This is a genomic window from Brevundimonas sp. D3-1P, from assembly GCF_055809335.1.
Window position 1 is genome coordinate 1,158,642 of sequence record NZ_CM147908.1, and the last position, 13,665, is coordinate 1,172,306.

16 protein-coding genes are annotated in these 13,665 nt (G+C 68.2%); 6 read left to right on the forward strand and 10 right to left on the reverse strand.

Translation table 11 applies throughout. The annotated features are described in order from the left end of the window. The first annotated feature begins 125 nt into the window (after window positions 1-125). The 4 genes from radA to AC0L6G_RS05990 all read left to right on the forward strand — a co-directional run bounded on the left by radA (window position 126) and on the right by AC0L6G_RS05990 (window position 4,593). Complete coding sequence (gene radA, locus AC0L6G_RS05975; RefSeq protein WP_293825818.1) at window positions 126-1,493, forward strand: DNA repair protein RadA; 1,368 nt, start codon at window positions 126-128, stop codon at window positions 1,491-1,493. A gap of 173 nt (window positions 1,494-1,666) precedes the next feature. Continuing rightward, on the forward strand, window positions 1,667-2,263 hold the full coding sequence (locus AC0L6G_RS05980) for a CvpA family protein (protein ID WP_473252979.1): 597 nt from the start codon (window positions 1,667-1,669) through the stop codon (window positions 2,261-2,263). Between the two features lie 26 nt (window positions 2,264-2,289). Continuing rightward, complete coding sequence (purF, locus tag AC0L6G_RS05985; protein ID WP_473252980.1) at window positions 2,290-3,795, forward strand: amidophosphoribosyltransferase; 1,506 nt, start codon at window positions 2,290-2,292, stop codon at window positions 3,793-3,795. A 45-nt stretch (window positions 3,796-3,840) separates the two neighbouring features. Then, window positions 3,841-4,593 carry an SDR family NAD(P)-dependent oxidoreductase gene (locus tag AC0L6G_RS05990; RefSeq protein ID WP_293825814.1) on the forward strand — a complete coding sequence of 251 codons (753 nt, stop codon included), beginning with the start codon at window positions 3,841-3,843 and terminating at the stop codon, window positions 4,591-4,593. 7 nt (window positions 4,594-4,600) lie between these two features. On the opposite strand, the gene AC0L6G_RS05995 is transcribed toward AC0L6G_RS05990, so the two are convergent. The 8 genes from AC0L6G_RS05995 to AC0L6G_RS06030 all read right to left on the reverse strand — a co-directional run bounded on the left by AC0L6G_RS05995 (window position 4,601) and on the right by AC0L6G_RS06030 (window position 11,261). After that, window positions 4,601-5,065: an NUDIX hydrolase gene (locus AC0L6G_RS05995; protein ID WP_473252981.1), complete on the reverse strand. Its 465-nt coding sequence runs from the start codon at window positions 5,063-5,065 to the stop codon at window positions 4,601-4,603. An 18-nt stretch (window positions 5,066-5,083) separates the two neighbouring features. Next, window positions 5,084-6,703, reverse strand: coding sequence for a ribosome biogenesis GTPase Der (gene der / locus AC0L6G_RS06000; protein WP_473252982.1), 1,620 nt, complete (start codon window positions 6,701-6,703; stop codon window positions 5,084-5,086). Between the two features lie 31 nt (window positions 6,704-6,734). Beyond that, on the reverse strand, window positions 6,735-8,114 hold the full coding sequence (locus AC0L6G_RS06005; RefSeq protein ID WP_473252983.1) for a PQQ-binding-like beta-propeller repeat protein: 1,380 nt from the start codon (window positions 8,112-8,114) through the stop codon (window positions 6,735-6,737). Window positions 8,115-8,137: 23 nt separating this feature from the next. Beyond that, window positions 8,138-8,908, reverse strand: coding sequence for a tetratricopeptide repeat protein (locus tag AC0L6G_RS06010; protein WP_473252984.1), 771 nt, complete (start codon window positions 8,906-8,908; stop codon window positions 8,138-8,140). 78 nt (window positions 8,909-8,986) lie between these two features. Next, complete coding sequence (gene panB / locus AC0L6G_RS06015; protein ID WP_291536016.1) at window positions 8,987-9,823, reverse strand: 3-methyl-2-oxobutanoate hydroxymethyltransferase; 837 nt, start codon at window positions 9,821-9,823, stop codon at window positions 8,987-8,989. A gap of 57 nt (window positions 9,824-9,880) precedes the next feature. Beyond that, window positions 9,881-10,297 carry a hypothetical protein gene (locus AC0L6G_RS06020; RefSeq protein ID WP_291536015.1) on the reverse strand — a complete coding sequence of 139 codons (417 nt, stop codon included), beginning with the start codon at window positions 10,295-10,297 and terminating at the stop codon, window positions 9,881-9,883. Then, the gene (locus AC0L6G_RS06025; RefSeq protein ID WP_291536013.1) at window positions 10,287-10,844 is read right to left on the reverse strand and encodes an RNA polymerase sigma factor; all 558 of its coding nucleotides are present in this window, start codon (window positions 10,842-10,844) and stop codon (window positions 10,287-10,289) included. The genes AC0L6G_RS06020 and AC0L6G_RS06025 overlap by 11 nt, the downstream gene beginning before the upstream one ends. A gap of 24 nt (window positions 10,845-10,868) precedes the next feature. Further along, complete coding sequence (locus AC0L6G_RS06030; protein ID WP_293825806.1) at window positions 10,869-11,261, reverse strand: DUF6249 domain-containing protein; 393 nt, start codon at window positions 11,259-11,261, stop codon at window positions 10,869-10,871. Window positions 11,262-11,444: 183 nt separating this feature from the next. Between AC0L6G_RS06030 and AC0L6G_RS06035 the strand changes: the two genes are divergently transcribed. Together AC0L6G_RS06035 and AC0L6G_RS06040 are read left to right on the forward strand one after the other, a co-directional pair. Continuing rightward, the gene (locus tag AC0L6G_RS06035; RefSeq protein WP_293825804.1) at window positions 11,445-11,684 is read left to right on the forward strand and encodes a hypothetical protein; all 240 of its coding nucleotides are present in this window, start codon (window positions 11,445-11,447) and stop codon (window positions 11,682-11,684) included. A 10-nt stretch (window positions 11,685-11,694) separates the two neighbouring features. Next, a complete protein-coding gene (locus AC0L6G_RS06040) occupies window positions 11,695-12,501 on the forward strand; it encodes an endonuclease/exonuclease/phosphatase family protein (protein WP_473252985.1) in 807 nt (268 codons plus the stop codon). On the opposite strand, the gene AC0L6G_RS06045 is transcribed toward AC0L6G_RS06040, so the two are convergent. Continuing rightward, the gene (locus tag AC0L6G_RS06045; protein WP_293825800.1) at window positions 12,494-12,841 is read right to left on the reverse strand and encodes an ArsC family reductase; all 348 of its coding nucleotides are present in this window, start codon (window positions 12,839-12,841) and stop codon (window positions 12,494-12,496) included. The genes AC0L6G_RS06040 and AC0L6G_RS06045 overlap by 8 nt on opposite strands. 77 nt (window positions 12,842-12,918) lie before the next feature. Beyond that, window positions 12,919-13,635: a hypothetical protein gene (locus AC0L6G_RS06050; protein ID WP_291536006.1), complete on the reverse strand. Its 717-nt coding sequence runs from the start codon at window positions 13,633-13,635 to the stop codon at window positions 12,919-12,921. Window positions 13,636-13,665 lie beyond the last annotated feature (30 nt).

Genomic DNA, 13,665 nt, shown 5'->3' on the forward strand with positions numbered 1-13,665 from the left:
GCATTTGAAAAGCAAGGGTGTGCGACAGGTTCTCAATACCTGACTATTGCAAAGGTTGCGCATACGTCCGGTTTTGTCGTGGCGATGGCGCAAGCGACGCCGGCCCCGACCTGCTAAGGAAGCCTATGGCTCGCGATTCCGCCCTCTATGTCTGTCAATCCTGCGGCGCGGTTCACGGCAAATGGTCGGGCCAATGCGGCGCCTGCGGCCAGTGGAACACCCTGAGCGAGGAAAGCCGGTCGGCCCCGCCCGGCGCCATCAAACCGTCCGCCGCCTCGGCGCGCTCGCGCGGAATCCAGTTCGAAACCCTCCAGTCTGACGCGCCCGAACCGCTGCGCATCGCCACGGGAGTGGCCGAGTTCGACCGGGTCTGCGGCGGCGGGGTCGTGCCGGGCTCGGCCATCCTGCTCAGCGGCGATCCGGGCGTGGGCAAGTCCACCCTCTTGCTGGAGGTGGCGGCCAAGGCGGCCCTGGGCGGCGCCCGCGTGGCCTATATCTCAGGCGAAGAGGCAGTCGAGCAGATACGCGCCCGGGCCAAGCGCATGGGTCTGGCCGAAGCGCCGGTCGAACTGGCGGCGGCGACGGCCTTGCGCGAAATCCTGGGCACGCTGAAGCGCGAACGGTTCGACATCGTCATCGTCGATTCGGTCCAGACCCTGTGGTCCGACGTGCACGACAGCGGCCCCGGCTCCATCACCCAGGTCCGGGCGTGCGCCGGCGAACTGGTGCGCCTGGCCAAGAACGACGGCCCTGCCATCGTCCTGGTCGGCCACGTCACCAAGGACGGCCAGGTCGCCGGCCCGCGCGTGGTCGAACACCTGGTCGACGCCGTCATGACCTTCGAGGGCGAGCGCGGCTATCCGTTCCGCATTCTGCGGGCCGGCAAGAACCGCTTCGGCGCCACCGACGAGATCGGCGTGTTCGAAATGGGCGACAGCGGCCTGCGCGAAGTGGCCAATCCGTCGGCCCTCTTCCTGGGCGAGGGCAAGGAGCGGGCGCCGGGCGCCGCCGTCTTCGCCGGGATCGAAGGATCGCGGCCGGTGCTGGTCGAGATGCAGGCCCTGGTCGCACCGTCCGCCTATGGCACGCCGCGCCGGGCCGTGGTGGGATGGGACTCGGGCCGCCTGGCCATGCTGCTGGCGGTGCTGGAGGCGCGTTGCGGCCTGGGTTTCGGGGACAAGGACGTCTATCTGAACGTCGCCGGCGGCCTGCGCATCGTCGAGCCTGCGGCGGACCTGGCGGCGGCGGCGGCCCTGATCAGTTCGGCCCTGGACACGTCCCTGCCCCAGGGCTGCGTCGTCTTCGGCGAGATCGGCCTGTCGGGGGAGGTCCGCAGCGTCGGTCGCGCCGAAGCCCGGCTGCGCGAGGCGCAGAAGCTGGGCTTCGACCAGGTGTTGGGCCCCGCGCTTCAAGCCAAAACTAAGGGGGTCAAGGTCACATCCGCCGCCCGCCTGACGGATGTGGTCGAACGAATCTCGCAGAACCGCTATTAGGGGATCGACGGTCGCGCCTTCATCTCAGTTCGTCATCCTCGCCCTTGTGGCGAGGATCCATAGACTCCGTCGAGGACGGGGCTCGCCGGCGGCGGCCGGCGCATGGATCCGGGGCCTAGCCTAAGGATGACGGGCCAAGGGGTTGGCGAGGCGCATTGGAGAGCAAGGCCCACGTGACCGGATACGACGTCTTCGCCATCGTGGTGATTCTGTTCTCCGTCGCCGCCGGCTGGGTGCGGGGCGGGGTGCGCGAGATCATCACCCTGCTCAGCGCAATCTTGGCCGCCCTGGTCGCCCTGATCGCCCTGCCCTGGACCGCAGGGTTCGCCCGCGCCTTGGTCGATCCCGAATGGGCCGGGTCGATCCTGGCCGCCGTCCTGACCTTCTTCGTGATCTATTTCGGCCTGCGCTTGATCGGGGGAATGCTGTCTAAGGGGGCCAGGGACCATCCGCATCTGGGGGTGGCGAACCGGGTCTTCGGTTTCGTGATCGGGGGCTTGCGCGCCCTGATCCTGATCGGGGCGGTGCACCTGGTCGTCGTCGCCGCCCTCCCGGGCGAGCGTACGCCGCGCTGGCTCTCCGGCGCCGCCCTCTATCCGGTCAGCGCACTGGGTGCGCGAACGATCCAGATCGTCCTGCCCAGCATCGGTCGGGGCGCCGACGCCATCGCGCCCGTTGTCGATTCATCCGTACGCAGGGGGTTTTCCGACGGCGAAGCCTTGCCCCCGACGCAATCAGAGCCTAACTCGCGCCGCGAAGCCGCCCCTTAAGTTTCCCCAGGTCATCGGAGCCCACGATGCGCCACCAAATCGCCGATCCCGTCGTTCACCGCGAACACTGGCGCGAGCCGGAGGACGATCAACTCCGGCTGGAGTGCGGCGTTTGCGGCGTCTGGGGCGCGGAAGAGGACGAGGGCTCCGCCGTCGTCGCCTTGGGCCTGCACGCCTTGCAGCATCGCGGCCAGGAAGCCTGCGGCATCGCCAGCATCAAGAACGAGCGCTTCTACACCGAACGGCACCAGGGCTTGGTGGGCGAGGCCTTCGGCGGCGCCGACCTGATGAAGCGGATGCCGGGGCGGGCGGCCGTCGGCCACACCCGCTACTCCACCGCCGGCGGCAGCTTCCTGCGCAATATCCAGCCGATGTTCGCCGACCTGGACCAGGGCGGCATCGCCATCGCCCACAACGGCAATCTGACCAACTTCAAATTCCTGCACAGCCAGTTGGTCGGCGAAGGGGCCATCTTCCAGTCCACCTCGGATTCCGAAGTCATCCTTCATCTGATCGCCCGCAGCCGCAAGGCCAAGATCGTCGACCGCTTCATCGACGCCTTGGCGCGGATCGAGGGCGGCTACGCCCTGGTCGCCCAGACCCGCCACAAGATGATCGGCGCGCGCGACCCGCTGGGCATCCGTCCCCTGGTGCTGGGCCAGATCGGCGAGGCCTGGGTGCTGGCGTCCGAGACCTGCGCGCTGGACATGATCGGCGCGACCTTCGTGCGCGACGTCGAACACGGCGAGGTCGTGGTCATCGACGAGAACGGCCTGGAATCGATCAAGCCCTTCCCCGCCCGCGCCGCCCGCCCCTGCCTGTTCGAGTACGTCTATTTCTCACGCCCGGACTCGGTCGTGAACGGCCGCTCGGTCTATGAGGTGCGCAAGGAGATGGGCCGGGGCCTGGCCCGCGAACTGGGGGTCGAGGCCGACATCGTCGTGCCGGTGCCCGATTCTGGCGTCCCCGCCGCCCTGGGCTACGCGCAGGAAAGCGGCATTCCCTACGAAATGGGCATCATCCGCAGCCACTATCTGGGGCGCACCTTCATCCAGCCCAGCCAGGGCGCCCGCCAGAAGGGCGTTCGGATGAAGCACAGCCCCAATAGATCGGCCCTGGCGGGCAAGCGAGTCGTGCTGATCGACGATTCCATCGTGCGCGGCACGACCTCGGTGAAGCTGGTCCGCGCCGTGCGCGCCGCCGGCGCCACGGAAGTCCATCTGCGCTCGGCCAGCCCGCAGATTCTCTATCCCGACTTCTACGGCATCGACATGCCCGAGCGCGCCCAGTTGCTGGCCGCCAACAAGACCCTGGATGAGATGCGCGAGTTGCTGGAGGTCGATTCCCTGGGCTTCCTGTCCATCGACGGCCTTTACCGCGCCATGGGCGAAACCGGCCGCGACAACGCCAACCCTCAGTTCACCGACCACTATTTCACCGGCGACTATCCTACCCGCCTGCTGGATCGCGAGATCGAGGAAGGCGGCCGCGAGTTCGGCGCCAGGCAACTGTCCCTGCTGGTCAGCGCCTAGGTCCCGGCTCTTGGCTTGAAGGGGCGGGCCGCGCTATCAGCGGCCATGTCCGAACTTCCACTGAACGACCGTATCGCCCTTGTCGTCGGCGCCTCGCGCGGCATTGGCTACGAGAGCGCCCTGGCGCTGGCCAAGGCCGGGGCGCACGTCATCGCCACGGCGCGGACGCAGGGCAGACTGGAGGAACTGGACGACGCCATCTTCGCCGCCACCGGCCGCCATGCGACCCTGGTTCCCTTCGACCTGGTGGACGGCGGCGGCATCGACCGGCTGGGCGGGGCGATCTTCGAGCGGTTCAAGCGGCTGGACATCTGGGTTCACGCGGCGGCGACCATGGGGCCGTCGGGCCTGACGCCGGTCGCCCACGCCGACCCGCGCGAGTTCGCCAAGGTCGAAAAGACCAACTTCACCGCCGTCTATCGCCTGATCCGCTCGCTGGAGCCGCTGCTTCGCGCCTCGGACGCTGGGCGGGCCATCCATCTGACGACCAGCGTGGCGACCGCGCCCCGCGCCTTCTGGGGCATGTATGCGGCGACCAAGGCCGGCGCCGAGGCTCTCATGAAGGCCTGGGCCGACGAGGTCGAGAGCACCCCGATCCGCGTCAGCATCGTCGATCCCGGCCGGATGCGCACCGCCATGCGGGCCCAGGCCTATCCCGGCGAAGACCCGTCCGCCCTGCCCCATCCCTCCGAGATCGCTCCCCTGATCCTGGACCTGGCCCGCGCCGACGTTCAGCCGCCCCTGAGCGTCAGGTTCCGCGACTGGCGGGCCGGTCCGACGCCCGACGCGCTGATCTGAACGACTCCTAGCTGATACCCTCCAGCATCTCGGCCAGTTCCGTGGGCCAGATCGTTTCATTCGACGCCCGGATGTCGGCGACATCCCACCATTGGTGTTCGACCAGCACCCTTTGCTCTTCCTCGGTCCAGCCCTCGGGCGACAGGTCGAAATCCCGGGTGCGCAGCAGGAAGAAGCGCTGGTCCACATTGGCCATTCGCCCGTCCGGAAGGCGAAAGCGCACACGGACGCGCGCCACCTGCGGCCCCGGATCGGCGACGCTCAGCCCTGTCTCTTCGAACAGTTCACGCCGGGCGGCGTCCTCATAGGTTTCGCCCGGTTCGCAGCCCCCGCCGGGCGTGGCCCAGAAGGCGGTCCCCGTCAGTGGCCCCTGGGCATAGACAAAGCGAAACAGCAGCACCCGCCCCCGCTTGTCCAGGATCAGCCAGCGCGCGGTCGGCCGGTCGGGCAGGACGGTGGACGCTTCGCTCATGGGATCAGCGCGCGACCCTCAACGCTTGACGCCGCCCTTCTGGCCGGTGCGGACGCGGCCCGAGCGCGAGACCTGGCGGGCGCCGCCGCGGGCGCCCTTCTGGACCGCCACGGACGAACCCGCCTTTTTCGACGCGCTGGCCTTCAGGCCGCCCAGCATCTTGGGTTGCGCCTTGCGCGCCTTCTTCTGCTCCAACGCCTTGCCGGGCAGGCGGGACAGGGCCTCCTCCTTTTCCGCCTTCTGCACGCGGCGGGGGGCGGTCTTGGCCGCGCCTTTGAACCGTTCCGGCCCCGACTTTGCGCCGCCCTCGGCATAGGGGTTGTTCCCGCTGGACTTGACGTTCAGCCGGATCGGCGTGCCGGGCAGGTCGAAGCTCTCGCGGATCGAATTGACCAGATAGCGTTTGTAGTGCTCTGGCATCGCCTCGGCCCGGTTGGCCATCAGCACGAAGGTCGGCGGCCGCGCCTTGGTCTGGGCGATGTATTTCGGCTTGATCCGCTTGCCGTCAACGGCGGGGGGCGGGTGCCGCTGGGTCGCCATCGACAGCCAGGTGTTCAGGTCCTTGGTCTTCACCTTGACCGACCAGGTGTCATAGGCCTGGAGCACGGCGGGCATCAGCCGTTCGACGCCCCGGCCGCTGTGCGACGACAGGGCGACAAAGGGCGAACCCTTCAACTGCGGCAGCTTGTCCTCGGCCATGGCCTTCAGCTTGGCCATGCGGGACTGGGGCTCTTCCTCCAGGTCCCATTTGGACGCGACATAGACCAGCGCCCGCCCTTCCCGCTCGACCAGGTCGGCCAGTTGCAGGTCCTGGGTGTCGAAGGCGTCGTCCTTGTCCATCATCAGGATGACCACCTCGGCGAAGGTGATGGCCCGGATGGTGTCGGCGACCGACAACTTCTCCAGCTTCTCCTGCACCCGCGCCTTGCGGCGCATCCCGGCCGTGTCGACCAGACGGATGTTCTTGCCTTCGAACGACCAGTCGACCGAGATGGAATCGCGGGTGATGCCCGCTTCCGGCCCGGTCAACAGCCGGTCGTCGCCGATCAGGCGATTGATCAGGGTGGACTTGCCGGCGTTCGGCCGACCGATGACGGCGATGCGGATCGGCTTGTCCGGCTCGTCGATCTCCTCGACGAAGATGTCCTGCGAGGCGTTTACGATGGCGGCGTATAGATCGGCCATCCCTTCGCCGTGCTCGGCCGAGATGGCGACGGGTTCGCCAAAGCCCAGGGCGTGCGCCTCGCCGACGCCGCCGCCGCTCTCGCGGCTCTCGGACTTGTTGGCCAAGAGGATGATCGGCTTGTGCACCCGGCGCAGGCGCTCGGCGAAGATCCGGTCCAGCGACGTCACGCCCTCGCGGGCGTCCATCATGAACATGACCAGTTCGGCGTCGTCCAGCGCGGCCTCGGTCTGCTCGCGCATCCGGGCTTCCAGGCTGTCGTCGGCGACGTCCTCGTAGCCCGCCGTGTCGATCAGCGTCAGGTCCATGTCGCCGATGTTGCCGTCGGCGTATCGCCGGTCGCGGGTCACGCCGGGGCGATCGTCGACGAGCGCCAGGCGCTTGCCGACGAGGCGGTTGAACAGTGTCGATTTGCCCACATTGGGGCGGCCGACGATGGCGACCTTCAGAGCCATGTCGGCCTTCTAGCTTAGTTCGGGCTGAAAATCAGCGGATGCAGATCAGTTGGCCGTTATCGGTCAGCACATAGAGGGCGCCGTTGTAGGCGGTCGGGGCGATATAGGCGGGGGCGCCCAGCTTCAGCGTGGCCTGGGCGGCGCCGGTCTTGGGATCGAACGCCACGGCCTCGCCGAACGAATTGACCATCACCAGGCGATTGGAGGCCAGGAGCGGCCCCGACCATTGCGGACGGATGGTGCGGCGGCCGAAGGTCAGGAAGCCGCCCTCGCGGCGTTCGCGGCCCTCGTTCAGCTCGCGCGTCCAGTAGATCTGGCCAGTGTCGCGGTTGACGGTGATCAACTGGCCCGCCTTGGAAACCACGAACACCGCGTCCCCGACCGGCAGGGGCGCGTTGACGCCCGTCACCGGCAATTGCCACTTGGGCTGGCCCGAGCGCAGGTCCAGGGCCGACATGACGCCGGAATGGCTGACGCCATAGACCATGCCCCGGCTGATGACGGGGCGGCCCGCCACGTCGCGGACCTCGGACAGGGCGCTGGTGCGGCTGGTGCGCGACAGGGTCTCTTCCCACACCGCCTGGCCGTTCAGAGTGCTCAGCGCGACCAGTTGGCCCGAGGCGAAGGGGGCGACGACCGTGGTGCCGCTGACCGCCGGGCTTGAGGCGCGCATCACCCGCGCCGGCTCGGCGATGCCGCGATAGGTCCAGTCCTGGGCGCCGGTGGCGGCGTCGAAGGCGAACAACTGGCTGTCCACGTCGACGACGAAGACACGGTTTCCAGAAACGGTCGGGGCGCCGTGGATCGGGGCGTCCACCTGCTGGGTCCAGATCACCGCGCCGGTGTTGGCGTCCAGCGCCGACATGGAGCGATAGCCCGACGAGACGAAGACCTTGCCCGCGCCGACGGCCACCCCGCCGCCGAACCCGCCGTTGCGGTCGCGATCCGTGTTCTTGACATTGACCTTCCACAGCACCGCGCCGGTGTCGGCCGACACCGCCGAGACGGTCGATTCGCCGTCCAGCACGAAAACCTTGCCGTCCGCCGCCACGATGGGCGCCATGACGTTGCCGACGCGCGCCGAGCCGGAGCCGACGCCGCGCTTCCAGGCGATCTGGAACTCGGGAGCGGCGATGACGTGTTCGACCAGGTTCTCGGCCGTGCCGCCGGGCTGGGTCCAGGCGGTGACGGCCTGCGGGCCGGGCAGGAAAAAGTCGCGGCCGGACAGGGCGGCCGACGGCGCCAGCTGCTGATCGAATTCCAGCACCGAAATCCGGTCGCCGGCCGAGGCCGTCGCCTTGGCGTCTTCCTTGCCGCCCAGACCGAAGGGCAGGTTGCGGCGCACGGTGCCGCACGACGCCATGGTCGCGGCGACGCCGCAGATCAGCGCGACTTTCAGAACTCGGTTCATCTGGGGCGTCCTAAAAGGGGTCGTCACTGTTGGGCGGACGCGGCCGCAGGGGCCGCGGAAGCCGCAGAGGGAGTCGGTGCGTTGGCGGCGCCGGCGGCGGGCGGCGTGGCCTTGGCGGCGGCGTCGATGATGGGCTTCAGCGCGCCGACGGTTCCGGCGTCGATGCTTTCCACGGCGATCTGAGCCCGCTGACGGATCGAATCCGGCACGTCCTGGCCCAGTTGCAACTGGACGAAGACCTCGCGCGCCTCCTTGGTCTTGCCGTGTTGCAGGCGGGCCAGGGCCAGGGCTTCCTGGGCGAAGGCGTGCAGCGGGCGCTTGTCCTCCGCCAGCGGCTCCAGCCGCTTCTCGATATCGGCCAGCGACGCGGTGTCCATGATCAGGAACGCGGCCTTCAGCGCGGGCGGATCGGACAGGATCGGATCGCTGGACGCCTTGGACGCCTCGTCGAACAGGCGCACCGCCTCGGGGAATTTGTTGGCGCTGACGGCCAGGCCGGCCTGCTGCTGCAGGGCCAAGGTCTTATAGGCGCCGTTGCCCTCCTTGACCGCCTCCTCGAAGGCGGCGCGGGCGTCCATCGGCTTGTCGGCGCGCAAGGCCTCCATGCCGCGATCATAGGCTTCGGCGGCCTTGGCGGCCTTGCTGGAGTTCAGGCTGTCCCAGCCCCACCAGCCCAAGGCGCCGATCAGGGCGACCGCCAGCACGACGCCGGCGACCGGCAGCCAGGTGCGGGCGAGGCGCTTCAACTTCTCGGAGCGAAGCTCCTCCTCGACCTGCTCGAAGACATCAACCACTGAAACGTCGCCCCAAAATCTCGAATGCAAACCGGCGCGGACCCTAGAAGGTCGGCGCATGGGCCGCAACGTCGTCCGTTACTGCGACGCCGGCTTTTTCGAGAAGTAGGTCTCGACTTCGGCAGGAAAACGGCGGGTTTTCACATCGGCGGCGAACGCGGCGGCGGCCCGGTCGATCTCGCTGCGCAGATCGGCGTATTTGCGTACGAACCGGGGCGTCCAGTCGAACATCCCCAGCATGTCGTTGACCACCAGCACCTGGCCGTCGCAGGCAGCCGAGGCCCCAATGCCGATGGTCGGGACATCCAGCGTCTCGGTGATCTCGCGCGCCAACGATTCGGCGACGCCCTCGATCACGATGCAGAAGGCGCCGGCCTCCGCCGTGGCGCGGGCCTCGGCCAGCACCCGGTCGCGCTCGCCGTCGGTCCGTCCCTTGGCCTTGAACCCGCCCTCGGCCAGGATCGCCTGGGGACGCAGGCCGACATGACCCATGACCGGGATGCCGCGCCGGACCAGAAAGGCGACGATCTCGGCCAGTTCGACGCTGGTCTCCAGCTTCACCGCCTGGGCGCCGGTTTCCTTCATCACCCGCACGCAGTTGGCGTAGGCCGTCTCCTTGCCGCCTTCGTAGGAGCCGAACGGCATGTCCACGACCACCAGGGCGCGTCGAGCGCCCCGCATCACCGCCTGGCCGTGCAGGATCATCATCTCCAAGGTCACGCCGACCGTATTGGGTAGGCCGTGGACGGCCATTCCCAGGCTGTCGCCGACCAGCAGCACGTCGCAATGCGGGTCCAGCAGCGCCGCCATCGGCGCGTCATAGGCGGTCAGGCAGACGATCGGCTCGCCCCCCTTGCGCCCCGCGATATCGGGCACGGAGAAGCGTTTGACGGTCTCCTGAACGTGAACGGACATCTTGGGGCCTCCCTAGCGTAAGGGCGTCAGATAGGCCCGCGTCCGCCCGGTGTCACCTCACACGTCCTGCGACAGCTTCATCATGCCCGCCGCCAACAGGGCGATCACGGCCCCGGCGGCGATCCAGAAGGTCAGCACCCCCGAACCGCCGATCAGGTCCAGACCGCCCAGGCCCAGATCGCCGAAACCCAGGGCTTGCAGCCCGGTCCGGGCCGCCCCCTGCGCCGTCATCGCCGCCGCGTGCGCCGCCTGCGACAGGGTGGTGTCGCCCTCGGCCGTGAAGTTGAAGTTCACGCCCTCGCGCACCGCCAGGCCCCCGCCGACCAGTCCGGCCGCCGTCAGGGTCAGGGCGCGCCAGCGCGAGCGTTTCTCCAGCCTGGCCTGGAGCGTGGCCAGGAACAGCGCCTCGTCGGCCAGTCGCGGCGTCTGCGCGAACAGCCGTTCGATCGCCGGATCGAATTCGTCAGCCGACATGGACCGACCTCCCGCCTGAGCCGTGCGCAGGCGACAGCCGCGCGCGGAGTTTATCCAGACCACGTTTGACATGGGACTTCACCGTGCCGAGCGGCAAATTCATGGCCGCAGCGATTTCGGGATGGGACATCCCCGCGCCGTGGCACAGGGACACGCAGACACGCTCGCTCTCGCTCAGGGTCTTCAGCGCCTCGTCCAGATCCATCAGGCCGCCGTGGTCGATCCCGACATCCGCCCGTTCGGCCTCGGCCTCGGCCACATAGCGGGCTTCCTTGGCCACTCGTTTCAGATACAGGCGCGCGGCGATCTTCTTGATCCAGCCCGCAAACGTCCCCTGCCCGCGAAACTCCGAACATCGCTGGAAGCCCTGCAGGAAGGCGTCCTGGGCCACGTCGTCGGCCAGGGACGGCGCGGCCCCCATGCGGCGCAACAGGCCCCGCACCGCCGAGCCGTGCCGGCGGACCAGTTCGCCATACTCCCGCCGTCCGCCGGCGGCCGCCTGGGCCGCCAGCTCGACGTCGTGGAAATCGCGCAAGGATTTGCTCATGACGTTTCCCCCTTCAGGTGAACGTCAGGCCTTGTTCGGGTTGAAGAAGCCCAGGACGATAAAGGCGATTCCGATGGCTGCGGGGATGCAGGCGACGCCCAACAGCGCGCTTTCTCCATTGCCCCAGTCGCGCGTCGCGCTCTGCACCACCAGGGCGAAGCCGCCGACGCCCACGCCGGCCGCAAGGCTCAGCACGCCCTTGCGGATGTCCTTGGTGCGAGAGGGCAGCCCCTTCTCCACGTCCTTGGTCATGGCGTCGATCAGTTCGGGCGGCAGGGTCTGGCCGTTGTCCACCGCATGGCGGACCGTCAGCTGCATCTCGCGCCGCTCGCGATTCTTCAGGAAGGACGGGCCCACGATCACGCTGACGATCGAGGCGAAGACGATGAAGACGATGATGATGGGGGTCAGATCCATGACGCGGTCTTTCTTGATCGGTTGCAGCAGCCTGATGCGGCGGCCTTCTGACGACAAGAGGCTGCGGGACGCGAGCACGGATGCGCCGGAGGACGTGAAATCTTCGTAAGGTGACGCTCGCCGCATGGTTTGCCTCGCGGTCGGTTCGGTCTAACGTCCGGGTCATCTGCAAAGGAGCGCCGCATGGCTCATGTCACCTATCGCATCGTCGAACACGACGGCGGCTGGGCTTACCAGTTCGGCGGCACCTATTCAGAAACCTTCGCCAGCCACGACGCCGCCAAGGCCGCCGCCGTCCGCGCGGCCCGCGAGCAGAAGGTGCCCGACCAGACCGCCGCCATCGAATACGAGACTGCGAACGGCCAGTGGGTCACGGAAAGCGCCGACGGCCACGACCGGCCCAGCACCGAGGTCGAGGACTGATCCCCATATGATGGCGCGCCGCAGCCTGCTGGGCGCCGTGGCGCTGACGCCGCTCGCGGCCTGCGCCGCGGTCCCGCCAATCCGTCCGGCAGTCGAACTCAAGCTCGTCACCTTCAACATCTGGCACGATCAGGGCGACTGGGCGGCGCGCCGTCCGTTGCTGGTCGCGGCGCTGAAGGCTCAGGACGCCGACGTCATCGCCCTACAGGAGGTGTTGCAGGACTCCGCCGTCGGGTTGGAAAATCAGGCGGCCATGCTGGCGCGCGAGCTGGGCGGTTATCGCGTCGCCTTCGTCTCCACCGACCCCGAGGGCGCGCCTCGCCGTTACGGCAACGCCCTTCTCACCCGCCTGCCCGTTCTGACCGAGGCCTCGACCCGGCTTCAGCCGCTGGACGACTATCGAACCGCCCTGCGTCTTCGCGTGACGGTCCAGGGTCGCCCCGTCGATGTGGTCGTCACCCATCTGGCCTGGCAGGACGACGCCGGCTCGGTGCGGGCGCGCCAGATCGCGTCCCTGCTGGACTGGCTGCCGAACGACGGCGCGCCCCTGGTGATTTTGGGCGACTTCAACGCCGCCCAGGACGATTCCGGCCTGTCTGTCCTCACCGGCCCGCGTTTCTTCAGCGTCCTGCCGCGTGGTTCGGTCGCCACCACCCTGAACCCGGCCAAGGGCCACCCGAACCGCGTCATCGACCACATCTTCGCCGAGCGATCGGCCTTCGCGCCTGTCGCTGCTCATCTGTTCGGCGACACGCCCACGAACGGCGAATATCCGTCCGATCACTTCGGCGTCGCCGCGACGCTGCGGCTTATCTGAACGCGGCCTCGTAAAGCTCGGGCTTGAACCCGACCAGCCGCCTGTCGCCCAGGTCCAGCACCGGCCGTTTGATCATCGACGGCTGGGCCAGCATCAGGGCGACGGCCTTGGCCTTGTCGATTCCGGCCTTGTCGGCGTCCGGCAGTTTCCTGAACGTGGTCCCGGCGCGGTTCAGCACCGTCTCCCACCCATGTTCGTCGACCCACTGGCCCAGCCGGCCCGCATCCGCCCCGGCCTTCTTGTAGTCGTGGAAGACATGGTCGATCCCATGCTGCTCCAGCCAGACCCGCGCCTTCTTGACCGTGTCGCAGTTGGGAATGCCGTAAAGGGTGGGGTTCATGCGATGCTCCTCATGCGGCGGACTTAGCTCAGGCGCCGACTTCACCCAAGCCGCCCCCCTTAAAGCGTCGCCCGCCTTCAGGCCAACAAGCCCGCCAGAACGCCCACGCCGGCGATCAGCAGCGATCCGACCATCATGACGGCGCTGATGGCGATCTGGAGCACCAGAGCCTTGCCCAGGCCGACGGCGCCCCCGCGATACCAACGCCCCCGGCCCATCCTCAGGAAAGTCGCCACGCCTAGAAGGAACAGGACGATGCTGCCGATCATCGCAACGGGCCCCGTGCCGAAGACGAACCAGAACAGCGGCGTCATCGGCACGGTCCAGGCGTTCAGATAGGCGAAGGCGGCGCGAAAGCCTCGACGCCAGCCCAGGTCCTCGGCGTCCCAAAGACGCAGGAACGGCAGGGCCGCCAGAGCGTAGAGCGGCGCCATCAGCGGCACGGTGACGAACGACATCCAGCCATCGGCCGCAGCCATGAAGGCGTCGCGCGACTTGCCCGACTGGGTGATCAGCGACGTCAGCAGGTCCGGCGGCAGTTGATCCAGAACCCCGTCGATTCCGCCCCGCAGAAACACGATCAGCATCAAGATCGCGTTCAGCCCCAGATACAGCTTCAGCGGCTTGGCGTAGACCCCGCCGCCGGTCGGCCCCTCGATCATCCAGGCCTGAAGCACCAGGCGCGGACGAATCAGCAGATCCCGCACCGTGCGGATGTCGACGCCGCCAAAGCCCAGGGCGTCCTCGGACAGGTCCTTGAGCGCCTGTTTGCGCGTCTCGCCGTCGGTCGTCATGGATCGTCCCCTTGCAAGGGCATGCATACA